This window comes from Legionella navarrensis, from assembly GCF_052527415.1.
In genome coordinates, this window is record NZ_JBNVZR010000020.1 from 21271 (window position 1) to 45949 (window position 24679).

Genomic DNA, 24679 nt, shown 5'->3' on the forward strand with positions numbered 1-24679 from the left:
TATCTTTTTTTTACGAATTCATCAGGGGTAAAACATGCAGGCAAACTGGAGTTTAATACTCAATGTGTTATTGCTCATCGGCGTCGTTGTAGCTATCGGGCGTTTGATGAAGGCAAGACGGCAGGATTTTTCTGCAGCGACGGCTCCTGCGCCGACTCTGGGTGCGGCTGAAAATAAAGCATTTGACGACATTATCGCTGTCAGAAAACTGCCACGCGATTACGCACCTGATGACGATCTCGATGCGGACGAGCCTCTGGCGGTCAAGGTGGTGGCTAAAGCACCGCTGATGCCTGTGGAGCCTGAGGATAACGAATCCGCTCATAAAACAGACGCTCCTAATGAGCCCGGCGTTTCAGTGATGCTGTTTTTACTGGCAAAGGAAAACCGTCAGCTGGCCGGTTATGAGCTGTTGCAGACTGTTCTGGCTGCTGGACTGCGTTTTGGGGAAGGGCAACTGTTTCATCGCCATCAGCATCGCAACGGCCAGGGACCCGTGCTGTTCAGTCTCGCATCTGCCACCTCGTCTGGTGTGTTTGATTTGCAGAATATTGGTGGATTCAGCGTGCGCGGGCTTTGCCTGTTTATGGAGTCGTCCGGCAACGCAACCATTGACAGCGAGCGCTTGACTATCATGCTGGAAACAGCGAAGCAGTTGAGTGAGGATCTGGACACGCATTTGCTCGATGGCAAACAGCGTCCCCTGACCAACGACACCATTGCGCGCTATTACCGTCTGTTAAACAGCCATGTCTCGGCTGAGGAAATGGAGCCGGCATAAAGCCGATTCGGGTAAGGTACTGGCCTGCTGGTGGGTTGAAGCAATACACAGTACACTAAGCTTTTAACCTATGTGGTGCCACTATGAACCTTAAAGATATTTCTGTACAACTGGGATTAGAGCAAACGGCGCCGCTGTCAATCAGCGGCGTGTCCATTGACAGCCGCACAATAGAGCCTGGCATGCTGTTTGTCGCCCTGCGTGGTGAACAGTTTGATGGCCATGACTTTATCTCTGCCGCGGTAAGCCGCGGGGCTGCCGCTGTTCTTTGTGAGTGTCGCCAGGATAATCTGGGCGACATACCGCAGCTGGTGGTTCCTGATTCACTGCAGGCGCTGGCCAGCCTGGCAACACAGCACCGAAAAAGTCTGTCCTGTCCGGTGATTGCCCTGACAGGGAGCAATGGTAAAACCAGCGTCAAGGAAATGATCGCCGCGATTTTACCCGAGCCGTCTTTTGCTACCCCCGGAAATCTCAACAACCACATCGGCGCCCCCCTGAGCGTGCTGCAGCTGGAAAGCCGCCACCGATACGCCGTATTTGAACTCGGTGCCAGTCGCATGGGGGATGTTGCCTTCACGGTTGCCATCGCTCAACCACAAATAGCCCTGATCAACAATATTGCGCCCGCTCACATTGAAGGCTTTGGTTCTATCGATGGCGTGGCCAATGCCAAAGGCGAAATTTATCAGGGCCTGCCTGAAAACGGAACGGCGATTGTTAACGATGATGATGATTACGCGCATTACTGGGATGCCTTGCTTCGCGATAAACGCGTGCTGCGCTTTTCATTAAATAAAGCCGTTGATGTTTATGCCCGATCGCTGGAGCTGGACGAGCGGGACTGTGCCCGCTTTACTCTGGTTCTGCCTTCTGGCGAAGCGGCGGTTCACCTGGCTGTTCCCGGCATTCATTCTGCCCGTAATGCGCTGGCGGCGTCTGCCTGCTGTTACGCGGCGGGGGTGTCGCTTGCTGATATCGTTAAGGGACTGCAGGGCTTTCGCGGTGTCGCCGGCCGCATGACCTGCCTGCAGGGAAAAAAACACGCACAGATAATTGATGACAGCTACAACGCCAATCTGCGCTCCGTTTTAACGGCGGTGGAAGTGCTGGCGAAACGCAAGGGACGCCGTATTCTCGTTCTGGGCGATATGGGCGAGCTGGGACAGTGGACGCAGTCTCACCATGAAGAGATAGGGCGCGTGGCTAAAAGCAGCGGTATTGATCGATTAATGACCTGTGGCAATCACAGTGAACACAGCACAAAAGCCTTTGGCGAGGGAGCAACGCATTACAGACAACAGGACGATCTGGCCCGCGATCTGTTGCCCTTGCTTGATGAAAACACAAGTGTACTGGTAAAAGGCTCGCGTTCAGCGGCCATGGAGAAAGTGGTACGACAGCTGGTGGATTGATGGCAGAGACGGATGATGCGGAGGTTAGCGGCTGCTTTGCTGGCGCTCCTGGAGAAGTACGTCATCCCGAACGCAGTGAGGGATCTCCGGGATTGGCTCGATGCCACCTTCGGGAGATCCCTCACTGCGTTCGGGATGACGTACCTCTTTTTCAGATGCTGGCTTCAAACTGAGCTGAGCGCTCGCAAAGACAGGATACTGGTTTAGGCGGGTGCTGTGTGAATGCCGAAGTTTATGTTATGCTCGCCGGTTTTTTAACGGCAAATACAAACCGACGTATCCAACAAGAGGAAAAGACAACATGCTTTACTGGTTAACGCAATTAATACAGGGACAGTATCATGCGTTCAGAGTGTTTCAATACCTGACTTTTCGTTCCATTCTGGCGGCCCTGACGGCCATGCTGGTTGGCTTGTTTTGTGGTCCTCTGATGATACAGTGGCTTAAAAATCTACAACTGGGGCAGGTTGTTCGTGATGACGGACCCAAGAGTCACCTGAGTAAATCGGGTACGCCTACCATGGGTGGCGTGCTGATTCTGCTGGCCGTGACGTCCAGCTGCCTGTTATGGGGGGATTTACGCCAGCCGGCTCTGTGGCTGGTGCTGCTGGTAATGCTCGGTTACGGTATGATCGGCTGGGTCGATGATTATCGTAAGGTCGTGCGCAAAAGCAGCCGCGGTCTGCCTGGGCGCTGGAAATTTTTCTGGCAGTCCGTGATTGCCATCGCAGCCATTCTCTTCCTTTGTACCAGCGAGACGCTGCCTCTGCAAACGCAGTTAACGGTTCCCTTTTTCAAAAACTGGCTGATAACCCTGGGGCCTCTGTTTCCTGTCCTGGCTTATTTTGTCATCGTCGGCAGCAGCAATGCCGTGAATCTGACGGACGGACTTGATGGGCTTGCCATCATGCCCATCGTGATGGTGTCGGGCGCCCTGGGCGTGTTCGCCTATGCCAGCAGTAACGCGTTGTTTGCTCATTATCTGGCTATTCCCTTTGTGCCTAATACCGGGGAACTGACCATCTTCTGCTCGGCAATTGTCGGTGCCGGACTTGGCTTTCTCTGGTACAACACCTACCCGGCCCAGATTTTCATGGGTGATGTTGGATCGCTGGCTCTCGGAGCCTCTCTGGGTATGGTGGCTATCATTGTCAGGCAGGAACTGGTATTACTGATTATGGGAGGGCTGTTTGTCATTGAAACCGTGTCGGTCATTCTTCAGGTTGGGTACTTCAAGGCTACCGGCGGCAAGCGCCTGTTCCGCATGGCGCCCCTGCACCATCATTTTGAATTAAAGGGATGGTCTGAACCCAAGGTGATTGTGCGGTTCTGGATTATGACGGTTGTTTTTGTCCTTTGTGGTCTGGCTACTTTAAAATTACGTTAGGTGGATGCTATGAGCCAAGCTCTCTATCTGGTTGCAGGACTGGGCAAAACCGGTCGTTCTATTGCCGGCTATTTACAAAGACGCCAGCTGCCATTCGTTGTGTACGATACACGCGCCCACATCGAGGGGCTGGATGATTTCTGCCATGACTTTCCCGGCGTCGAGGTGTTTGCCGGCGAATTTCCGGAGCATCTTTATCCAAGGCTTGGCTGTATCATAGCCAGCCCAGGTGTGGCTCTTGATGCGCCTTTTATATTGAAGGCGCAGGCAGAGGGGATTTCGGTCATTGGCGATATTGAATGCCTGGCGCGCGAAATCAAGGTGCCGGTTATTGCCATCACCGGTACCAACGGCAAATCTACGGTAACCACGCTGGTCGGTGAAATGGCCAGGGCAGCCGGATTGTCTGTGGCTGTAGCCGGAAACATTGGTCTGCCTGTGCTCGATCTACTGGATGATGGTCAGCATTACGATTTGTGGGTTCTGGAGTTATCCAGTTTTCAGCTTGATCTGGTGCATTCTCTGGCACCGATTGCCGCTACAATTCTCAATGTTTCACCAGACCACCTCGATCGCCATCATACGCTGAGCGCCTACATAAGTGCCAAGCAACGGGTATATCACCAGGCACTGGTCTGCGTGTACAACCGCGATGATGCGCATACCATTCCGGTTGGTGACGCGGCGTCTGCCCGCTCATGCCACTATGGTCTCGATGAAGCAGAAGGGGGCGACTGGGGTATTATCCGTTACCAGGGCAGCAATTATCTGGCGCAGGGTAAAAACCGATTGCTTTCCGTTGACAGCCTGCGCCTGAAAGGCCGGCACAACTGGCAGAACGCCCTGGCCGCCTGTGCCCTGGCTGACGCGGCCGGGATAGATGTCAGGCATATGATCGAGGTGTTAAGCACCTTTGCCGGCCTGCCGCACCGTTGCCAATGGGTTCGCACCCTGGATGGTGTTGACTGGATTAATGATTCGAAAGGCACCAATATCGGCGCGACCATCTCGGCAATTTCCGGGATAGGCGGCAGCATGGCGGGTAAAATTGTGCTGATTGCGGGCGGGCTTGGTAAAGGCGCCGATTTCAGTGAACTGCAGATAACCGTGGGGGATTTTGTCCGCACGGCCGTGCTGATAGGCGCCGATGCTGAAAAAATCGCTCAGGCCTTGTCTGGTGTAACGCCGATTGTGCGTGCCACCACGCTCGATGAAGCCATTCGGCTGGCGCGCGCCCGGGCGCAGCCCGGTGATGTGGTGCTGTTGTCTCCGGCCTGTGCCAGCCAGGACATGTTCCGCGATTTTAATCATCGCGGAGAAGCCTTCGCTCAGATCGTGGACATGCTGTGACGACTCTGCAGCCACGACATTACACGCAGCGAGGCAAGCCCACCAACCAGCCTCTGGCTCTCTATGACAAATGGATGATGGGTGCGGTACTGGGTCTGATGCTGATTGGTCTGATGATGGTGGCCTCCAGCTCGGTGATGATTTCCACCAAATACTATCACCAGCCTTTCCATTTTCTGGTGCGCCAGTTCCTGTATCTGTCGGCTGGATTTGTGTTTGCTCTGGTTGTTGTGCGCATCGATACCAGCGTCTGGGAAAAAGCCAGCATGCCCTTGCTGCTCATCTGCCTGCTGATGCTGCTCCTGGTGCTGATTCCAGGGCTTGGGCGAGTGGTTAACGGCAGTCGACGCTGGCTGGCTCTGGGCCCTATTGGTGTGCAGGTGTCTGAGCTTGCGAAAATGACCATGATTTTTTACGTAGCGGGTTATCTGGTTCGCCAGCGTGAATGCATGGGGGACTCCATTCTGGGTTTTGTCAAACCCATGATTATTCTGGGTCTGGTTGCGGTATTACTGTTAATGGAACCTGATTTTGGTGCTACGGTGGTTATTTCCGGAACCGTTATGTCCATGCTGTTTCTTGCCGGTGTGAAATTACGGTATTATATCGGTTTGCTGATAGCCGTTTTATGTTCCCTTGCCATGCTGGCCGTTTCGTCACCGTATCGGGTGGCGCGCCTGACTGCGTTCATTGATCCCTGGGCGGATCAGTTTAACAGCGGCTATCAATTGACCCAGTCGCTGATTGCTTTTGGTCGTGGTGGCTGGATGGGTGTCGGTCTGGGAGACAGTGTTCAAAAACTGTTTTATCTGCCTGAAGCACACACGGATTTTCTCTTTGCTGTGCTGGCAGAAGAGCTGGGCCTGTTCGGAGTCCTGCTTGTACTGAGTTTGTATAGTATACTGGTCTTGAGGGGGCTGACAATTGGTTATACCGCCTTTACTCAGGAGCGTTTTTTTGCAGCCTACACAGCCTACGGACTCACATTCTGGCTGGGGCTGCAGGCGGCAATAAACATGGGTGTTAATTCCGGTTTGTTGCCAACGAAAGGACTGACGCTGCCGCTCTTAAGTTATGGCGGCGCCAGTGTGATTATTAATTGTGTGGTCATAGCCTTACTGTTGCGTATTGATCACGAAAACCGTTGGCAATCGCTGGGATTGCGATCGCCCACTTCATAGGGGATCTGCCGTGGATAGCTCGAGACATTTTCTTTCGCCAAGGATGGGGCGTGTGGAACATATCCATTTCGTTGGAATTGGTGGCGCAGGTATGTGCGGTATTGCCGAGGTTTTGCATAATGAGGGCTACCGCATTACCGGTTCAGATATCAGCGAAAGCCGAACCGTGCAGAGTCTGCAGGCACTGGGAATTAAAATCAGCATAGGTCATCGGGTCGAAAACATAGCCGGTGCCAATGTGGTGGTCAGCTCCACGGCCGTCGCCGCTGATAATCCTGAAATTGTTGCGGCACGTGAGCAATTGATTCCTGTGATTCCCCGCGCTGCTATGCTGGCGGAACTGATGCGCTTTCGCCACGGTATTGCGATCGCCGGAACCCATGGAAAAACCACCACAACCAGTCTGGTCAGCAGTCTGCTCGGCGAGGGCGGTTTTGATCCCAGTTTTGTTATCGGCGGTAAATTAACCAGTTGTGGCAGCAATGCTCAATTAGGTAAATCGGCCTATTTCGTGGCCGAGGCCGACGAGAGTGATGCCTCCTTTCTGTACCTGAAACCCATGATGGCGGTTATTACCAATATCGATGCTGATCATATGGGAACCTACGACGATAACTTTGACAAGCTGCGTAACACGTTTATTGAGTTTCTGCGCCACCTGCCTTTCTATGGACTGGCTGTGGTATGTCTCGAAGACGAAGAGGTCCGTCGTATTCTGCCCCTGATTGAACGCCCAACCATGACCTACGGATTCCGCGAGGGCGCGCAGTACCGCGCGCTGAACTGGACGCAAAACGGGTTATTGAGCGAATTTACCGTACAAAGACCCATGCCGCATGCGCCGCTGTCCATCCGCTTTCAATGGCCTGGTCAGCATAATGTGTTAAACGCGCTGGCTGCCATTGCGATAGCAACAGAACTGGGTGTGGATGACGAAGCGATTGTCCGTGGTCTGCTGAAGTTTCAGGGGGTGGGGCGCCGCTTCCAAATGCTGGGTGAGCGTCGTTTTGAACATGGTTCGGCCATTGTAGTGGATGACTACGGCCACCATCCCAGAGAAATTTCTTCTACTGTCGATGCGTTTCGCCGGGTCTGGCCGGGCAAGCGCCTGATTCATGTTTTCCAGCCACACCGCTATACGCGCACACAATCGCTGTTTGAGCAGTTTGTTGAGGCCTTGAGCCTTGCTGATGAACTGTTGCTGCTGGATATATATCCTGCAGGCGAAAAGCCCATTCCTGGCATCACGAGTCAGGCCTTGCTGCAGGACATCATGCTGAAGTTTCCTAACGCCCGCCTCGTGAATGAGCAGAACATCGTTAAGGTATTGGACGAAGTGGTTCGTGATGGTAATGTTATTTTGATGCAGGGGGCTGGGAATGTTGGCCAGCTGGCACTTAACCTGATGCAGAGCGAACGGGAAGCGGTATGAACGATCAGGACATGGTGATGGACAACAGATTATCCTGGCAGGGAACCCTGTTGCAGAATGAATCGCTGGCTCAATACACAACGTGGCGAGTGGGCGGGTTAGCCAGACAGTTATACAAGCCGGTCAGTATTGCCGATCTTTCCCTGTTCCTGAAATCTCTGCCACGTAGTGAACCGGTGCTCTGGCTGGGGCTTGGCAGCAACTCCCTGATCCGTGACAGCGGCTTTCAGGGTACCGTCATCCTGACCCAGGGTTGCCTGAAGAACATTCAGTTGCTGGATGAGTCCCACGTGCGTGTTGAGGCTGGGGTATCCTGCGCCACCATGGCGCGGTTCTGTGCGCGTAACAGTCTGGCGGGTGGTGAGTTCTGGGCCGGTATTCCCGGCACCATGGGCGGTGCTCTGCGTATGAACGCCGGTTGTTTTGGCAGCGAAACCTGGCAGTCGGTGGTGGAGGTGGAAACCATGACCCGCGACGGCGTGCTTCGCGTGCGCAAACCAGGCGAATTTGATATTGCCTATCGACACGTGCAGGGTCTGGGGGATGAGTGTTTTGTTGCGGCCACATGCCGCTTGCCAAAGGGTGATAAGGAAAACTCCCTGCGACTGATTAAAGAGCTGCTGGCACATCGTGCCGATACCCAGCCAACCAACGAATACAATTGCGGTTCCGTGTTCAGGAATCCGCCCGGAAATTTTGCCGCGGTTTTGATTGAATCCTGTGGCTTGAAAGGAAAGCAGATAGGCGGTGCGGTGGTCTCAACCAAGCACGCAAACTTTATTATTAATCAGCAGGGTCATGCGTCAGCACAGGATATAGAGTCCCTGATCAAACTGATTCGTGAGCAGGTCAGGCAGGAAAAGCAGATTGACCTTGTTCAGGAAGTACACATTATTGGAGAAGCCTGATGGCCAGCCCTGTTAATCTCGTTTTACTTTACGGCGGAAAATCCGGTGAGCACGAAGTGTCCCTGATGTCTGCCGCATCCGTGCTGGCCTGTCTGGACGCTGGAAAATACAATATTATTCCTGTTGGAATGGATAAGGACGGACGCTGTTATCTGAATGATTACCAGGAACTGCTGACACACGGAACCAGTCTGCCTGTGAAGACCGCCCAATCAAAACCCTTGCCCGGCCTGCTGGTTGATGGTCAGTTTGCTTTGAAAGCAGACGTGGTGTTTCCGGTAGTACACGGTCCTCTCTACGAAGATGGCTCTCTGCAGGGGCTGCTGGAGCTGGCTGGCGTGGCCTATGTTGGCTGTCACGTTCTGTCCTCTGCAATCGGTATGGATAAGGACATGGCCCGACGCGTGGCCTGTGATGATACGATTCGGAGCGCACGCTACCGCACCCTGTCATGGCACACCAACGATAAAGAGCGTCAGGCTTTCTGCAGGGAAATTGTGGCCGAATTCGGCTGGCCCCTGTTTGTTAAGCCCTGTTCCCTTGGCTCCAGCGTGGGGATACACAAAGTACGAACCATGCCTGAACTGGAACATGCTATTGGTGATGCGCTTCGTTATGACCACAGCATCCTGGTGGAAGAATTTATATCCGGACGGGAAATCGAGCTGGCCGTACTGGAAAATGAAAGACCCTCCGAACCACCGCTGGTCAGCGTTGCCGGAGAAATCCGTGTTCATCACACCGACGGTTTTTATTCCTACACAGCGAAATACCTTGAGAGCGATGCCACTGAACTGCAGGTGCCGGCCCAGCTCGATGCGGCCCTGCTGTCCAGACTGCAATCCATGTCTGCTGATATTTTTACACGATTGAAATGCCGTGGCCTGGCGCGGGTAGACTATTTCGTTAATGACGAAACTGGAAATATCTATTTCAATGAAATCAATACATTGCCCGGTTTTACGTCGATTAGCATGTATCCAAAAATGTGGCAGGCCAGTGGATTGAATTATCCCGATCTTCTTGACAGGCTTGTCGCGCTGGCGCTGACACATAATCGTTGCAGGCAACAATTGGTGACCAGTTTTCAATAGCACTGGCGGTATGCTGGTAATTGATGGCAAGATAGCAGAAGGTGTAAGAGAGGATGGACGACGGGAAAGAACGACTGCGCTATAACGGTATGTTAACGCTATTGATAGTGTGCGCTTTGTTTCTTGCAGCCCGCTCGGTTTATCTCTTTCTGGCGGATCCGCAGCGATTCCCGGTCAATACCGTGAAAATTGCGGCAACCTATCACCATATTACGCATAAACAGCTGGAAGCCATACTCGAGCAATACAGCCAGTACAGCTTTTTTTCCCTGCCGGTTACGCGCTTAACGAAAGAGCTGAACCGTCTGGAATGGAGCGATGACGTGTATGTGGAACGTCTGTGGCCGGATACACTGAAAATAAAACTGGTTGAAAAGACACCCATTGCAATCTGGAACAACGCCATGCTGAGCGACTCCGGAGAGGTGTTCAATGAAGGAGGCAGCGCAACGGACGATTCTCTGCCGCATTTGTCAGGACCAAAGAATCAGCATCAGGAAGTCTTACAAGTTTATCAAAAAATGAGTAAGATATTAACAATGTACGGTTTACATGCCGCGGCCTTGAAATGGCGCAAAAATGCGGCCTGGGAACTTGTGTTATCAAACGGTGTTCAGCTGCGCCTTGGTAAACAGGATCTTGAGATGAGAGTACATCGATTCTGCAAGGCCTGGCCAGCGGTGTTTGCCGACAAACCGGATCAATTAGTCAGTGTGGATTTACGATATCCACGCGGAATGGCGGTACAATGGAAAAAATAAACGGGAAGAGAATGGCCAGAAAATCTGAAAGAAACATTATTACCGGACTTGATATAGGTACGTCAAAGGTCGTGGCGCTGGTAGGCGAAGTCAGCGTTGATGGGACCATTGAGATCATCGGTATCGGGCGTCATCCCTCCCGGGGTTTAAAGCGAGGTGTTGTAGTCGATATTGAATCTACCGTCAATTCAATCCAGCGCGCAGTACAGGAAGCCGAATTAATGGCGGGCTGTGAGGTTCGCTCTGTCTTTGCCGGTATTGCCGGCAGCCATATTCGCAGTCTGAATTCACATGGTATCGTGGCTATCCGCGATCAGGAAGTGTCGCAGGCAGACGTTGAGCGCGTTATTGAAGCGGCCAAGGCAGTGGCTATTCCTGCGGATCAGAAAATTCTTCATATTCTGCCCCAGGAATATATTATCGACAATCAGGGCAGTATACGTGAGCCGGCCGGTATGGCCGGTGTGCGTCTTGAGGCGCGGGTTCATATCGTGACGGGAGCGGTCAGTGCTGCGCAGAATATTGCGAAATGCGTGCGACGCTGTGGCCTCGATGTGAACGATATTATTCTGGAGCAGCTGGCATCCAGTCATGCCGTGTTGACCGATGACGAAAAAGAGCTGGGTGTGTGCGTGATTGACATTGGCGGCGGCACAACTGACATTGCGGTGTTTTACGACGGTGCCATTCAGTATACAGCGGTGATTCCCATCGCCGGTGATCAGGTGACCAACGACATAGCCATGGCTCTGCGCACGCCAACGAAGGCCGCAGAATCCATCAAGATTAAATACGCCAGTGCCATGCCGGAAATGGCCAGTGCCGATGATATGATCGAGGTCATGGGCGTGAACGAAAGACCTGGTCGAAAAATTTCAGCGAAAACACTGTCGGAGGTTGTTTCTGCCCGCTATGAAGAATTGTTTGGTCTCGTGCGGAATGAGTTAAACCGAAGTGGATTTGCTGATCGCGTTGCCGCCGGGATGGTTATGACAGGCGGGGGCTCCAGCATTTCCGGGGCCATAGAGTTGGCCGAAATGTGTTTTGAAATGCCCGTTCGCCATGGTTATGCCAGTCATGTGGCGGGTCTGGCCGAAGCGACAAGCAATCCGTCTTTGTCCACAGGCGTTGGTTTGCTGCTGCATGGTTATCAGCAACAATACGAAAGTGGTTACGCTCAGGTGTTGAGTGACAGCAGTAAAGGCGTGTGGTCGCGTATGCGTGAATGGTTTCAGGGTAATTTTTAATTGAATATTAATCGACAGAATTCGAGAGGGAGAGGCAGTAATGTTTGAGTTAACACAGAGCCTGGATAACAGCGCAGTAATAAAAGTTGTTGGTGTCGGTGGCGGCGGCGGCAATGCGCTGGAACACATGGTGGCTGAAAATATTGATGATGTAGAGTTTATCTGTGCCAATACGGATGCTCAGGCGCTGAAAAATTCCAGTGCCAAGATTCACCTGAAACTGGGTGATGAGCTGACCAAAGGTCTTGGTGCCGGTGCCGATCCGCGTATTGGGCGTCAGGCCGCGGAAGAAGACCGTGATCGTATCCGCGAAATTCTGGCGGGCGCCGATATGGTGTTTATTACAGCCGGTATGGGCGGTGGTACAGGAACGGGTGCCGCTCCGGTATTTGCTGAAGTGGCAAAAGAGCTGGGTATCCTGACGGTTGCCGTGGTGACCAAACCCTTCTCCTTTGAAGGTAAGCAACGTGCGCTGGCGGCCGAAGAGGGCATTCGTCGTCTGGCTGAGCACGTCGATTCGCTGATTACCATTCCGAACAATAAACTGTTGAGCGTGCTTGGCAAAAACATCAGCCTGCTTAATGCGTTTAAGGCAGCCAACAATGTATTACTGGGTGCTGTCAAAGGGATTTCTGATTTGATCACACGCCCTGGTCTTATCAACGTCGACTTTGCTGACGTTCGTACCGTTATGTCTGAAATGGGTATGGCCATGATGGGAACCGGCAGTGCGACAGGCGAACAGCGTGCACGTCAGGCAGCCGAAGCAGCCATTGCCTCGCCTCTGCTGGAAGACGTAAATTTTTCCGGTGCCAAAGGTATTCTCGTCAACATCACCGCTGGTCTTAATATGTCGATTGGTGAGTTCGAAGAAGTGGGCGACGTGGTTAAGGAGTTTATTTCTGATGACGCGACCGTCGTGGTTGGTACGGTTATTGATCCGGACATGACCGATGAAATGCGCGTAACCGTTATCGTAACCGGACTGGGTGGCGACGTTCGTGCCCGTCTGCAGCAGAAACAGTCTCAGACCATCAGCGCCAAATCGCGTTTTACTGATTCCCTGCGCAGTGATGGCTCCTTTGACTACCAACAGCTGGAGCGTCCGGCATTGATGCGTAAACAGGCATCATCTGCTGCTGCCACTCATGCGACTGAATCTGTGCCAGATGTTGATTACCTCGATATTCCGGCTTTCCTGCGACGTCAGGAAGAACTGGTCGACTGATTGGTATCGCAGTCTGGGCATCCTGCGTAATCCTACGTCCCGCGAACAAGTCGGGGGACGTAGAGATCATAGAACATTTATCTCAAATTCCTTGAGTAAGCGCCATAGGGCTGCCTGGCCAGGCCGTGCGCCAATTTAATCAAAAAAATAGACTATTCATCAGAAAGTTGGTATGATTTGTTAAATTATTGCGCGTGAAAAATGGGATATCCGAAAAGGTGATCGCTGAATGATGAAACAAAGAACACTCAGGAAAGAAATTCATGCAACAGGTATTGGTTTACATTCTGGAAAAAAAGTTGATTTAACTTTGCGTCCAGCCCCTATTGACACCGGTATTGTATTTTGTCGAGTTGATTTAAACCCCCAGGTTCAGATTCGTGCCTCCTACGATAAGGTTGGCGATACCATGCTGTGTACCTCCTTGCATCAGGACGGCGTGCGGGTAGCTACCGTTGAGCATCTGCTCTCGGCTCTGGCAGGCCTTGGCATTGATAATGCCTATGTTGACGTCAATGCCCCGGAAATTCCAATTATGGATGGCAGTGCGGCACCGTTTGTATTTCTGATCCAGTCTGCCGGTATTACCGAGCAAAAGGCAGCCAAACGATTTATTCGAATCTTAAAACCGGTTCGTGTTGAGGATAAGGGAAAATACGTTCAGTTTCTTCCTTACGAAGGTTACAAGATATCCTTTACCATTGATTTCGATCATCCTGTATTCAATGATAAGCCACAAACGGCCAAATTTGATTTTTCCGGTACGTCGTACGTGAAACAGGTTTGTCGAGCCAGAACCTTTGGTTTTCTCTCCGACTACGAAAAACTGCGCGAGGCCGATCTGGCCAAGGGCGGCAGTCTCGATAACGCGATCGTTGTTGACGATTACCGTGTGTTGAATGAAGACGGCTTGCGTTTTGATGGTGAGTTCGTCGCGCATAAGGTTCTTGATGCCATTGGCGATCTGTATTTACTGGGTTGTGGTTTGATTGGTGCTTTTGAAGGGCATAAATCAGGTCACGAACTTAATAATCGTCTGCTGCGCGAGTTAATGGTGCGTCAGGATGCCTGGGAATACACCTGTTTCGATGCCAGCCCTGCAGACAACTATCAACCTGTCTTTGCCGCTGCCGGCTTAATGCCGCTCGAGGCCTGATTTATCCCGGATTACGGTTTTTCCTGATCCGGGCTGCGCTTTCCGCTGTCAGCCAGATGCAATAATACATCTTTCAACGGCTCATACGAGCATAATTCTCCAGCGTTTCGACAGGCATCGCGTGCTGCCTCTGACAGAGAGGGTACGCTTTTTTGTCGAGTTTTTGTTTTGTCCGCGCCAGCGATTTGATCCGCTATTTGAATTTTGATCGACATCAGTTGGTAAACACCAGCCTTTTGTCGCAGGGCATCGCGCAATTCAGGAAGGCAATAGCGCAAATCCGTAGCCCACTCATTTTTATCAACGAGCAACATCAGACAACCTTTATTGAAACTTCCCACACGGCAATGCGGCTGCAGCTGTTCAGGCAGGTATTGTGTAACCTTGAGATTCAACTCGTCCATCTGTACCGCACGATGGCACAGTTCGGCAAGCTGATGATTGAGGCAGCGATTAATACGGCGCATGACGTTTTTTTAATAATTATCAATTGACAGGATAACATCATAGCACATTGCGCCATGTATTAGTCTCCTGCGGCCACTATCCCAGGTTATGGTACGAGTGGCTCCCTTCTCCCTTGAGGGAGAAGGGCTGGGGATGAGGGTGGTGGGTGTGGCACGGCATAACTCCACATAATGAAAACGATTTTAATTGATGTTTATGTGCACATAGAATAAAATATGTTCATTTTTATCTTGGAATAAACAATGCCTGCTACTGCTTATTATTACTGGGAAGATATTCTTGATTTAAATCCTGATGTTGAGGCTCGATGCGCAAAGACTCTTGATCAGATTCGTAACGGTCAGTTTAAAAGCGCCTGCCTGAAAAAACTGAAGGGGCATAATCTCTGGAGTGCGCGGGCTGGTTATAAAGAACGCCTGTTGTTTACCGTTATCGCCGTTGCAGGACGTGAGTATCTTTGTTTTGTTGAGCTGTCGAACGAGCACTATGACGACTCATTCATTATGAAAAATAAGAAAGCGTTGAAGCGCTTTCGAACCTCGCGTAAAGGCGAGCTTTTGCAGGCGGCTACATGGGAGGATGCCGATGGCGCGGGTCTCGGCAATGTCAATCATTCCAAAGGTGCGCGAAGAGCTGCTCCGCTGCGCTGGTTCAATCACCATATGATCGAGCTCAGTGACGAACAGCGTAACCTGCAGAGCATTCGGGTGCCGGCATTGATAAGCGGTCTTGCGGGCAGTGGCAAGACATCAACCGTGCTGCTGACGCTTCCTAAGCTTCGATTGATTTATAATGAGATTGTGTGTATCGCCAACACGGCAGGACTGCGAAACGACATGCAGCGTGCCTGGAATGGACTGCCGCAGGCCATGGAGCCCGGCAATCCAGTCGTATTTTTAACCTGGCTGGAGTGGGCGGAGCGCAATGGTCTGAGCCTTGCTGGTAAAACCCTCGTGGGAGAACAGGAATTTAAAGCCTGGTATCGGAAACAGGCACGTAAGATAGCCCGTTACCATAGTGTCGAAGTACCTTTTCTTTTGGATGAGAAGAAAATCGATAATAAAGAGCAGCGTGCGTTACACGCAGACGCTGAGGCGTCAGCCATCTACCAGGAACTGCGTATTGCCTGCGGTTATGATTCTCTGGCCTATCAGGCGCTGGGGACACGTTTTTCGCTGTTTCCACAGCAAAGTGCAGAACGTCATTTTGTACATGAGCTGATAATGCCAGCATGGGAGAAGCATTGCGTACAAAGCGCATTCATTGACCCATCCATTGTGGCTCTCGCTCCAGAACCTCTTGATGGTCTGCTGTGGATAGAAGAGGCACAGGACTTCTCCTGCCGGCAGATTCGCGATCTGCTCCGGCATGCGGGTAAGAAGCTCCAGTTTATCGCCTGTGCCGGTGAATACCAGCGCCTGAATGACTCGCTGCCGTTTATCGACCATTTACAAAAGATGGTGTTTGAGGCTGGCACCAGCCTCTCGCGCGCTGTTCTGCCGGGTTCTTTTCGTGTGCCCACTGTGCTGGAAGGCACCGTGCAACTCTTGATGGACTGGTCGGTGCGTGATGCCGGAGGGGTGCAGGACCGTGATCAGGTCCGTACCTTTAAATCCACGCTGAGCCCGCATGCCGTGCCGGGAAGTGCACACTGGTTTGACCGTGAGGAAATGTCATCTGAAACATTTGGTGCCCTTCGCGCTTTTGGGGCAAACAATCCTGAATTTGCGGTTTTGACCTGCGAAGATTATGTGGAGGAAGCGCGCAGCGTGTTCGGCGATGATGTGTTGATCTTTACAATAGAGGCTATCAAGGGCATGGAGTTTAAAAACGGTGTACATTATCGACTGCTGGACACGCTCCCCTGTGAACGAATCAGCCGCCTACACGAAACTGAGCATGATACAGGTGCAGGCAGCTCAAATCATCGCCCCAAAAATCGCATTGGTAACTGGCGAAACGCAACGACCTACCATCGGCTGTTTACCGCCTATACCCGTTTCAGTGAGCGTCTTGTTGTTATAGAGAACAGCACCGGCAACTATAATACGGTAACCCTGTCCAATGCCTTACGGTCAACACTTCCCTCGAGCGAGCCATTGACGCTGTCCGATGCGCCAGTCGATGCCAGTCCACGGGCATGGGCAAAACGCGTTCGTCAGTTTATCCGTCGGGGTAATCATGATACCGCACTAAGGCTTTTTGTTGAGAAGTGCCACGGTAATCCTGAGGACTTTGCCGGTCTGGTGAGGCGACTTGAGAGACGGGTAGAGCCCGTCATGCCACAGGAGCCCGTGGCCGCGCCTTCCTGCAGTAGCAGCAGCCCGGTATCGTATGCGCCATCGACGTCAGCCTCCTCTTCCTCCGCTTCGTCCTCGACCATGGCAGAACCCGTGCGCAGGCGTACAAAAGGCAGGCGGCAGGGCGCTAAATCAGTTAAGGCCGATGCGAAGAGCATGCTGGCCCGGCTTTTTAATCCGGACGATTCTTCCCTGGCGGCTCTGTTTACTCAGGCACCCGAGCTCACATTGGAAGCGGAGCACGTTCTCAAAATACTCACCACCCCGATAAATCTTATTCCATTGATTACTCTTGAACAGTTTGGCATGCAATTCCGGAAGACGCCTCATGCTGAACGCAGTTCTATGATGTACTGGGTGTTTAAAAATGCATCTCAAGGGAGAAACAGGCTTCTAAACGCGCTGCTTGAACAAAATCCCTCGCTCATTCATGCCCTTGGTGATTATTGTCGGCAGCTTTATCGCACGAAAGATATTTGTTTTGACGATCGTTATGCTGATTTGCGCCATCTTACCCTCCTGCAAAAACAAGGCGGTTCAGTTGGTGTGCTGTTGGATAGAATAAGCAAATATGCGGGTCTTCCTGCCGATCGCCATTCGGTGTTTGGGTTGATCATTCTCCATATTCCTATGGTCTATCAGAAACTTTGCATCAGTCTGCATATGCAGCCCTTATCCAGGTGGGAAGAGCATATCAGGCTGTATGCCCCGGAAGCCCGCAGCTCGATAGGCGTTATGATAGATGATATGCGAAATCGCATCGAAAACAGCCGGATAAGATGGCGTAAATCCTGTCGCACCGACAACCTTATGCAGAGCATTCGCACCTATTTCCAGGTTGGGGTGCTCAACAATATGTATGAAAAAATCGCGAAAAACCCGCTGGCAACACTTAGGGACAAGGCAAGCCACTGTCAAGAGCCCTCAGTCATGCTGGATGCTATTAATTATGAACTGCAGAACTGCGGAAAAAACTGGTTTCATCCCGTTTATTCCGTTCTGTATGCCGCGCGTGAGGGCATTATGGAGGCCATGCCGCAGGCAACCCTCCCCGTTTCCGGGCCGCGGGCAGCTTCTTCATCGTCATCAGGATTTTTTCAACCGGCTCCCTCAGCGCGATCAGGTATTCATAGCGCCGAGGAGCTCTATCAGAAACTCAGTTGCCTGAAGCTGATGGAGCTCTTTGTTAAAGATGAGTCTGCGGTGGCCAGAGGAGGCACATCCTTTTTTGACTGGTTATGTGAACCGCGTTATCCCGAACGACTGGAGGCCCTGAGAGCCATATTGTGTGGTGAAAATCAGGAGCTCATAACGCTCTTTGCGATAGTATTAACTAAGCAGGTTCTTGCGGGTCACTTTCATCCCGCCGTTCTCGATGTCCAGCGCCTCGCGATGATTGTAGACACAGCCGAAGGTGCCGGCATCATTGAGTTTTATGCCAAAATACTCGACGTGTCTCCCGCTGAGCTTTTGCAGGCAATAGCGTCTTATTATCCACCGGAGTGTCAACCCTGGGCTGATCTCCTGCATCAGATACCCGAGGGCCTCTGGGAACGCTTTGTAACCCCTGTGGTATCAAGGCATCCCCGTTTTGCGGAATACGCTCATGTTTACGAGCGCCTTAAGGGCATCTATTCCCAGGCCAACAGGAGAGGCAGAGGACTTATCGAGTCCCGGACCTATTCGTTATCCCAGCGCGATAACACCCTTTTGGCACTGGAGCTTATAAACGGGCCAGAATCAAAGAAAACGCCAGATGAAAAGGCCATCATTGATATGCTGACGCAGCAAATAGTGGCAGAGGGCGATATCAGCGATGAAGCCCTGAATGGCTATTTAGTCCGTGCGCGCGAAATACCCAAATTGCCTCGGGCCGGGATGCTTGCCGGTTATCTCCGCGCCGTTACGGACCCTGTCATCCTGAGCCGCTTGTCCGATAACACACCAGCACAGCCAGATGCGGCAACATGCCGCCTGGGTTAATTTTTTTATAGAGGGTTGTCCATGTTTTCATATTGGGAAGGTATTCTGGGGGTTTCTGACGAAGTATTCACGGAGTGCGAAAACACGTTTGAAAAGATTAAAAACGGAGCGTTCAAAGGAATAAAGCTGAAAAAGCTCAAGGGGCATAATCTCTGGAGCGCGCGCACCGGGTCTGGACGGGCCAGAGGTCGCTGTCGACTGCTTTTTACCGTTATTGAGCTGGGAGGCAAAGAGTACCTGCATTTTATCGAAAAGTCTAATGATCACTACCGCAGCTCTAAAGTCATGCGTAACCCCAAAGCGCTTGAGCGTTTCCGTGAGCATGCGGGTACTCAACTGGCCGCCACGTCGGCAGCCTCTTCCAGTGCTGATGATGCCGCCCGAAGCGATTGGGAGGATGTGAAATCTGCCGAGCGTTTTCGCGCCCTGAAACGGCATAAGACTCGTCAGGCTATACCGATGCAGTGGTATGCCGACAGACCAATGGTTCTCGATGAGGCGCAACGCTCGGGCTCGAAACTTCAGCTGCCGATCCTGTTCACAGGGCTTCCCGGCAGCGGCAAGACCTCAACCATGTTGCTGCGACTGCCCGCTATAAGGGCATACTACCCGCGTATCGTATGCATCACTCGCTCCAGCATGCTGCGAAATGACCTGCAGTCGGCCTGGAATGCCATGCCACAGGCCCTCGATCCCGGTGGTCTTGTTGAATTCCTGACGTATCGGGAATGGGCTGAGTCCTGCGGCCTTGATATGAGCACCAGGACGGAAGCCGGAGAAGAGGAGTTTATCACCTGGTATCTTGAGCACGCGGCATCCTTTGCAAAACGCTTCGGCTATGAAAAACGGCCGACCTTGCTGGAGCGACCCGCGGGCCGCGATCGTGATGCCAGGGAGCGGCATCGTCGTGAAAAAGCCCGGACCGTGTATCAGGAAGGACGTATTGCATCGGGCTGTTTAAACAAGGCTGCGTATCTGAGTCTTGGAAAGCGGCTTTCGATATTGGAGCCCGAAAGTCTCGATCGCCGTTTTGTCTGGGATATTATCGAACAGGGCTGGCTGCCAACTCTCGATTCCAGGCGCCAGGTCGATCTTTCCTTTCTCCGCCTTGAACCGAAGGTGTGTGGTGGTGTGGTCTGGGCAGATGAAGCGCAGGATCTCTCGGGAGCACAGCTTGAAAATATCGCAAAATTTGCAGGCCCGGAGCTGCCACTGGTACTCTGTGCAGGTGATTTTCAGCGACTGAACGACGCGCTGCCTTTCACAAAGCCCATCCGTAACCTTGCCTATGCGAACGGACGAAATGGGAATGTCCAGATGACCCATATCTCCCTGCCTGGATCGTATCGTGTTCCGCTGGTTCTGGAGCCGTTCATGCAACGCATTATCACCCTTGCCATCAACGATTTAGGCGGACTGCAGGATAAGCGCCAGGTGCACGAATTCAAGTGCTCCCAGGGCAGGCATGCACGTCCCGGCAAGGCGCACTGGCTGACCTGGGAAACCATGGCAGAGCCCATACGGGATAACCTTAAGGCTCTTGCCACGGACAATCCGCAGTGTGTCATCATCACACATGAGGAATATAAGCCGGAGGCGGAAGCGCGTTTTGGTGAGGGCGCTATGGTCAGAACCATCGCCGAAGTAAAGGGGATGCAGTTTGAAACCTGTATACTCTATCGCTACCTTGATACGGCGCGCTTTGCAGGCATCAGCGAAGGACTCAGCCGTGAGCAATCCTCGTCCTCCTCTTCTACTGCCGTGCACCGTCCTAAACAGGGGCTTGGCAAATGGGAAAATGCGACCGCCTTTAACCGTCTTTTTACGGCCTGCTCCCGTGTCAGCGAAACGCTGGTACTGATTGATTCCGACAGGCCCTGTCACCCGACAGTCGCACTGACCACCGTATTGAAGCAAACCCTGCCGGAAGGAAGCGCGCCCGAGTTTACGAGAGCCAGGCAGGTTTTTGGTGCTGAAGAGTGGCTGGTATGTGTGGAGCAGTACATTCGTAACGACAATATTGATCACGCGCGCGCGATCTTTATGCGACGCTGCCATGGTACAAACGAAGCCTTTGATGCGTTTCTGGAGCGCTGTCAGGCGCGTGTCATGCCTGTGCTTCCGAAAACAGCGCCGGCTGTACCAGAAATGATACCCGAGATACCGCAGGTGCCTGTCGCGGCCCGCTCCTCAGACCCTGTCAGTGACAGTGCCTGTAGCGCAGGTCCCTCCTTTTTCAAAAAAGGCCCCCGCGCTAAAACCTCTCAAACAGTCATAAAAACCGCTCAGAGAACGCTGGTTGATGCGGAAGCCCGGCAGCGTGCGCTGGAGATTTTCAGCCCTGGAAATGCTGAGAGGATGCTTGAGTTTGTAAGCAGACCCGACACTGTTTCCGAGCTGCGCAGCTACTTGCTGACACCATTTAATGTACTGCCTTTTATAACTGCCAGACAGTTTGGCATGCAGTTTTCCAAAGACCCGAAAAAACAGTACGGCACGTCTCTGCTCTACTGGTTTTTTAAACTGGGCGACCGTCGCCATCATAATTTTCTTTTGGAGATTTTAGGGTGTAACCCAGGACTGCTCAATGAGCTCAGGCAGCTGTTCAAAAAAATGACCTTGAGTTATGACCCGGCCTATAATCCGGGCTTTGCGGATCTGTGCCATGCCATCTGCAACCATGGCATGCCACTTGATGAGAGCCGGGTTTTGTCGCTGCTGATGGATAAACACAGTCGCATGTCACGGGATGAGTTTCTCTGGGCAGCGGCTCGCCATGTACCGAAGGAATGCCATGTGTTTTTCAGGACGATGTTGAGACAATCTGAAGAATGGGAGACGCTATCAGACAAGATGAGGGACAGGCAGTCCTTCTGGCTCGAGCAACCCATGGTTTTCTTCAAACAAAAATACGATGATGCCTCTAAAAAAGCTGAATATCACCGAGATAAAGATTATAAAAAGCGTGTACTTGAGGCATTTCAAACGGTTTGCTTTGGGGAGGTTGATCAAGGCGTAAGCTTCGTATTCAGCAAACTGAAGCAGACACTGGAGAAAAAAACCGTTAGGAACGTAAAGGACATGGTGGGGATTTTAAACGGGATATTAAGTGATGACGCGGCAACGCCATTCAATATCGGCTATCTTTTTCTGGCGGCTATCCGCGATACCGTTGTCTCACAAGAGCTCAGCCTGCTTCCGGCCAAAAATAAGCGCGGCGTTGCCGGGGCATTGCAGCCTCCTTTGGGTACGATGGAGCAGAAATTTAAGGATGCTGCTACCTTCTGGCAATATGCTGATGTACAGACCAAACACGGCTATACGCTGTTATACAGGTTTATGGTAGACAAAAAAGCCTCCCATTTCGTATTGGACGCTTTTAAAAGCCTGCCTGAACTCACGACAGGGATGCTGCTGATACCCCTGCTGAAAGATCAGGCGCCAACCCTGGTGTTCGGAGCCAGTTCGCTGCTGGCCTGGCTATGCGAGGGCCCTGAGGAAGGTCATCAGATCGTGTACGACCTTCTGGTCAAAAAAAATCCCATGCTGAGTTTACTGGTTTGCCGGGCTCTGAAAGACCATGTTTTCAGCGGCTCCTTCAAGGCTGGCATCTTCGATCTGGCGCTGCTTACAAAACTTGAAAAAACAACAGCAGGAAAAGAAGTGCTCAAGGAGCTTTCATTCAGTCTTTTATGCAGCCCTGAATTTCTCCTCCAAAAGCTTCATGAGTATCTGCCAAAGCAGTGGATCTGTGAAATCAGAAATGCCTGGGAAAACCATCAGGGGAATTGGGAAGCTTATTTTAAACGTAAAGATATGGAGTCTCGGGGCGGCGTTTTATTCCAGCAGGTACTGAGCCGGGTCAAAGAGCGTTTTCAACAGGTGGAGTCATATGCCGCCAAAAAATGGACGGCCGTTGATTGCGATAATTTACTGTCGTTACAGACACGAGTCTGTACGGATCTCGATAGATATAAAAATAGTTATCATCCCCCTGAGAGAGGTGAGATTGAGAGCGTTATCGCCCGTCTGAGTACGCTTAGACCTTTCAGTCTGCCCGATGTCCACAGGATTTTCCGTGAAGCCTTGCGCGAGAACGACATATCTCCTTTCAGTTATCTGGCTGGGTACATGCGTGATTTTTGTATTCGTTTTGATCGAGATGTGCAGAATCTGGAGTATCTTCTTGACTGCGATTCCCGTGATTTTTGGGAAAGATTTCAGGAAATTGAATGGAGCAGTGTCGTGGCGAAGGAATTTGCCTGTTCCGATGCCTGCTTTATTGAGAATGTAAAAACCAAGGCCGGGAAAATTCTGCAGGAGGCCGTCAGTGAAGGTATCATGGATGAAACGTTACTTGCGCTGAATCCAAAGGCTGTTTATATGGCGTTCTTTCAAAAGGTGATGGACAGCCTTCCGACCGATTCCGCAGATCGCAGCCATATGGAAAGGCTTCGCATCGTGCTCAACCAACAGGAGGATGGCAAACCCATCGTCGAACTTTTTCAGGATGTCTATAGCGTTTTCCCTGAAAACGCCTATCCGAAAGTCGGATTTTTGTCAGAATTGCTGCGTGCCGTCTGCCTGCATGCTGAAGCCGTTATGGAAGCCGGCTATGCATCGTCATCCCCGGCCGCATCAAGCATGCCTTAAGCCAGCAGGCCGTCCGCACCCTGACGGTCAGGGTGCGGACGGATGCGGTGTCTGTTTCTAAAAAAATTATATTTTTTGTCCAAATGTGTTAATGTTGTCCAAAGGGATTGCGATGCTTAAGGAATCAACATGTCTTTGCGCACAATAAACATGGTTGTTTTTGGTGAAAAATGCTCAGGCAAAACGCAGTTGCTTGCGAAGTTTCGGGATCGTCATGCCTTGTTCCGAAAAAACTACTTCCCAACCCTCGCGGCGGACTACCTTATTCTGGATAAGGGAAAATATCACTACAGGATATGGGATTGCTCCGGTGATGAAAAATACGATGCCCTTTTGTTTAACAGCATACAACAGGCCGATATTGGTCTGTTATGTGTCGACTTGTCTCAGCCCTCATTAAACGAAGAGCTGATTTATCGTTATCTTGAAAAAATGGAAGCCAGCCCGTCGCAGCCGAATATCATTGTGGCAGGGACCTGTTATGACAAAGCGCACCCAGATACGCTGAGGCAGTTCTGGGATCTCCACAATCAATTATCCAGTCCGGTTCGGGGTGCATGCATTACATCGGCACGCACGGCCGTTGGCATAAAAGACTTATCTCACATGATTCATGATGTTTTGTCCCTGCCAGCCGATAGTACGAATTTCTTAAGACAGGACCCACACAGCCTGTCTGATCCACTTAATGCAGCGATTGCCTTGACTGGTGTTGAAGGAGAGTCGTCGGTATTACACGAAAAACTGTGCGATCTGGACAGAATGCTCAAGCGTTTACACAGCAGACACCACAGGCGACAGACCGGTCTGTATGCCGAGCAGCTGGTGCAGGCCCTGCAGGATCCGCAGGCAGATAAAAAAAACGCGATTATCCAGTTTGAGCGGAATTGTCGGACATCCCTGCAGGGATCGCATCCCCTTATGCGGACTACGCTTAAAATTGCTCTGGCCGTTGTGGCCACAGCCACCGTCTTTTTCCTGTCGGCAATCATTGGTTTTGCTGTTGGTTTTGCGCTGGGTTTCTGGACTGGGCCGGGAGCGTTTTTTACAGGGCTGGCGACTGGTTCCGGCGTTTCTTTACTGGTGGGCAGTGCGGTAGCGGGAACCGCTGTTGGCGGCCTGGCGTTGATGGGCCTGTTTGGCACTTTTCAGCGGGAAGCCGCAGTTAAGTCCGCGATAGCAGACGTTGCCATGGTGGCAAGGGCAGATATGGTATCCATATAGCAGGCCGACTTGCTGATTTTGACATGTAAGTGTCGTCCCCGCGCAGGCGGAGATCTATTCACCAGCGTAGTGCCTTATCAAGATTAAATACAGGGGTAGGGTGGGCAAAGG

At 51.8% G+C, this 24679-nt stretch carries 16 protein-coding genes; 15 read left to right on the top strand and 1 reads right to left on the bottom strand.

Annotated elements, in window-relative coordinates:
* Positions 1-34 precede the first annotated feature (34 nt).
* The 12 genes from ACQUTA_RS11125 to lpxC all read left to right on the top strand — a co-directional run bounded on the left by ACQUTA_RS11125 (position 35) and on the right by lpxC (position 13940).
* Positions 35-781 (top strand): cell division protein ZipA, encoded by a 747-nt coding sequence (locus tag ACQUTA_RS11125; RefSeq protein WP_444988324.1) that lies wholly within the window; start codon positions 35-37, stop codon positions 779-781.
* A gap of 83 nt (positions 782-864) precedes the next feature.
* Complete coding sequence (locus ACQUTA_RS11130) at positions 865-2196, top strand: UDP-N-acetylmuramoyl-tripeptide--D-alanyl-D-alanine ligase (RefSeq protein ID WP_444988325.1); 1332 nt, start codon at positions 865-867, stop codon at positions 2194-2196.
* A gap of 301 nt (positions 2197-2497) precedes the next feature.
* Complete coding sequence (mraY, locus tag ACQUTA_RS11135) at positions 2498-3583, top strand: phospho-N-acetylmuramoyl-pentapeptide-transferase (RefSeq protein ID WP_444988326.1); 1086 nt, start codon at positions 2498-2500, stop codon at positions 3581-3583.
* 9 nt (positions 3584-3592) lie between these two features.
* A complete protein-coding gene (gene murD / locus ACQUTA_RS11140; protein WP_444988327.1) occupies positions 3593-4933 on the top strand; it encodes a UDP-N-acetylmuramoyl-L-alanine--D-glutamate ligase in 1341 nt (446 codons plus the stop codon).
* Complete coding sequence (ftsW, locus tag ACQUTA_RS11145; RefSeq protein WP_444988328.1) at positions 4930-6114, top strand: putative lipid II flippase FtsW; 1185 nt, start codon at positions 4930-4932, stop codon at positions 6112-6114. Before murD ends, ftsW begins: the two co-directional genes overlap by 4 nt.
* A gap of 43 nt (positions 6115-6157) precedes the next feature.
* A complete protein-coding gene (gene murC / locus ACQUTA_RS11150) occupies positions 6158-7546 on the top strand; it encodes a UDP-N-acetylmuramate--L-alanine ligase (protein WP_444988339.1) in 1389 nt (462 codons plus the stop codon).
* The gene (murB, locus tag ACQUTA_RS11155) at positions 7543-8454 is read left to right on the top strand and encodes a UDP-N-acetylmuramate dehydrogenase (protein WP_444988329.1); all 912 of its coding nucleotides are present in this window, start codon (positions 7543-7545) and stop codon (positions 8452-8454) included. Before murC ends, murB begins: the two co-directional genes overlap by 4 nt.
* Positions 8454-9548: a D-alanine--D-alanine ligase family protein gene (locus ACQUTA_RS11160; protein WP_444988330.1), complete on the top strand. Its 1095-nt coding sequence runs from the start codon at positions 8454-8456 to the stop codon at positions 9546-9548. Before murB ends, ACQUTA_RS11160 begins: the two co-directional genes overlap by 1 nt.
* Positions 9549-9601: 53 nt before the next feature.
* The gene (locus ACQUTA_RS11165; RefSeq protein ID WP_444988331.1) at positions 9602-10309 is read left to right on the top strand and encodes a cell division protein FtsQ/DivIB; all 708 of its coding nucleotides are present in this window, start codon (positions 9602-9604) and stop codon (positions 10307-10309) included.
* A gap of 11 nt (positions 10310-10320) precedes the next feature.
* Positions 10321-11556 (top strand): cell division protein FtsA, encoded by a 1236-nt coding sequence (ftsA, locus tag ACQUTA_RS11170; RefSeq protein WP_444988332.1) that lies wholly within the window; start codon positions 10321-10323, stop codon positions 11554-11556.
* 40 nt (positions 11557-11596) lie between these two features.
* On the top strand, positions 11597-12784 hold the full coding sequence (gene ftsZ, locus ACQUTA_RS11175; protein WP_444988333.1) for a cell division protein FtsZ: 1188 nt from the start codon (positions 11597-11599) through the stop codon (positions 12782-12784).
* 229 nt (positions 12785-13013) lie between these two features.
* Positions 13014-13940: a UDP-3-O-acyl-N-acetylglucosamine deacetylase gene (lpxC, locus tag ACQUTA_RS11180; RefSeq protein ID WP_444988334.1), complete on the top strand. Its 927-nt coding sequence runs from the start codon at positions 13014-13016 to the stop codon at positions 13938-13940.
* 11 nt (positions 13941-13951) lie between these two features.
* Here the strand turns inward: lpxC and ACQUTA_RS11185 are convergent, their stop codons facing one another.
* Positions 13952-14407, bottom strand: coding sequence for a DciA family protein (locus ACQUTA_RS11185; protein WP_444988335.1), 456 nt, complete (start codon positions 14405-14407; stop codon positions 13952-13954).
* A 243-nt stretch (positions 14408-14650) separates the two neighbouring features.
* Between ACQUTA_RS11185 and ACQUTA_RS11190 the strand changes: the two genes are divergently transcribed.
* The 3 genes from ACQUTA_RS11190 to ACQUTA_RS11200 all read left to right on the top strand — a co-directional run bounded on the left by ACQUTA_RS11190 (position 14651) and on the right by ACQUTA_RS11200 (position 24568).
* On the top strand, positions 14651-18691 hold the full coding sequence (locus tag ACQUTA_RS11190; protein ID WP_444988336.1) for a hypothetical protein: 4041 nt from the start codon (positions 14651-14653) through the stop codon (positions 18689-18691).
* Positions 18692-18712: 21 nt separating this feature from the next.
* Complete coding sequence (locus tag ACQUTA_RS11195) at positions 18713-23344, top strand: hypothetical protein (protein WP_444988337.1); 4632 nt, start codon at positions 18713-18715, stop codon at positions 23342-23344.
* Positions 23345-23473: 129 nt separating this feature from the next.
* Positions 23474-24568, top strand: coding sequence for a P-loop NTPase family protein (locus ACQUTA_RS11200; protein WP_444988338.1), 1095 nt, complete (start codon positions 23474-23476; stop codon positions 24566-24568).
* The last annotated feature ends 111 nt before the right edge of the window (positions 24569-24679 follow it).

What these genes read in the sequence shown, in the direction of transcription:
- murC (WP_444988339.1), top strand. Translation starts at nt 6,158, where the DNA reads ATGGGGCGTGTGGAACATATCCATTTCGTTGGAATTGGTGGCGCAGGT.
- ACQUTA_RS11130 (WP_444988325.1), top strand. Translation starts at nt 865, where the DNA reads ATGAACCTTAAAGATATTTCTGTACAACTGGGATTAGAGCAAACGGCG.
- murD (WP_444988327.1), top strand. Translation starts at nt 3,593, where the DNA reads ATGAGCCAAGCTCTCTATCTGGTTGCAGGACTGGGCAAAACCGGTCGT.
- ACQUTA_RS11195 (WP_444988337.1), top strand. Translation starts at nt 18,713, where the DNA reads ATGTTTTCATATTGGGAAGGTATTCTGGGGGTTTCTGACGAAGTATTC.
- ftsA (WP_444988332.1), top strand. Translation starts at nt 10,321, where the DNA reads ATGGCCAGAAAATCTGAAAGAAACATTATTACCGGACTTGATATAGGT.
- ACQUTA_RS11200 (WP_444988338.1), top strand. Translation starts at nt 23,474, where the DNA reads ATGTCTTTGCGCACAATAAACATGGTTGTTTTTGGTGAAAAATGCTCA.
- lpxC (WP_444988334.1), top strand. Translation starts at nt 13,014, where the DNA reads ATGATGAAACAAAGAACACTCAGGAAAGAAATTCATGCAACAGGTATT.
- ACQUTA_RS11160 (WP_444988330.1), top strand. Translation starts at nt 8,454, where the DNA reads ATGGCCAGCCCTGTTAATCTCGTTTTACTTTACGGCGGAAAATCCGGT.
- mraY (WP_444988326.1), top strand. Translation starts at nt 2,498, where the DNA reads ATGCTTTACTGGTTAACGCAATTAATACAGGGACAGTATCATGCGTTC.
- ACQUTA_RS11185 (WP_444988335.1), bottom strand. Translation starts at nt 14,407, where the DNA reads ATGCGCCGTATTAATCGCTGCCTCAATCATCAGCTTGCCGAACTGTGC.
- ACQUTA_RS11125 (WP_444988324.1), top strand. Translation starts at nt 35, where the DNA reads ATGCAGGCAAACTGGAGTTTAATACTCAATGTGTTATTGCTCATCGGC.
- ftsZ (WP_444988333.1), top strand. Translation starts at nt 11,597, where the DNA reads ATGTTTGAGTTAACACAGAGCCTGGATAACAGCGCAGTAATAAAAGTT.
- ACQUTA_RS11165 (WP_444988331.1), top strand. Translation starts at nt 9,602, where the DNA reads ATGGACGACGGGAAAGAACGACTGCGCTATAACGGTATGTTAACGCTA.
- ACQUTA_RS11190 (WP_444988336.1), top strand. Translation starts at nt 14,651, where the DNA reads ATGCCTGCTACTGCTTATTATTACTGGGAAGATATTCTTGATTTAAAT.
- murB (WP_444988329.1), top strand. Translation starts at nt 7,543, where the DNA reads ATGAACGATCAGGACATGGTGATGGACAACAGATTATCCTGGCAGGGA.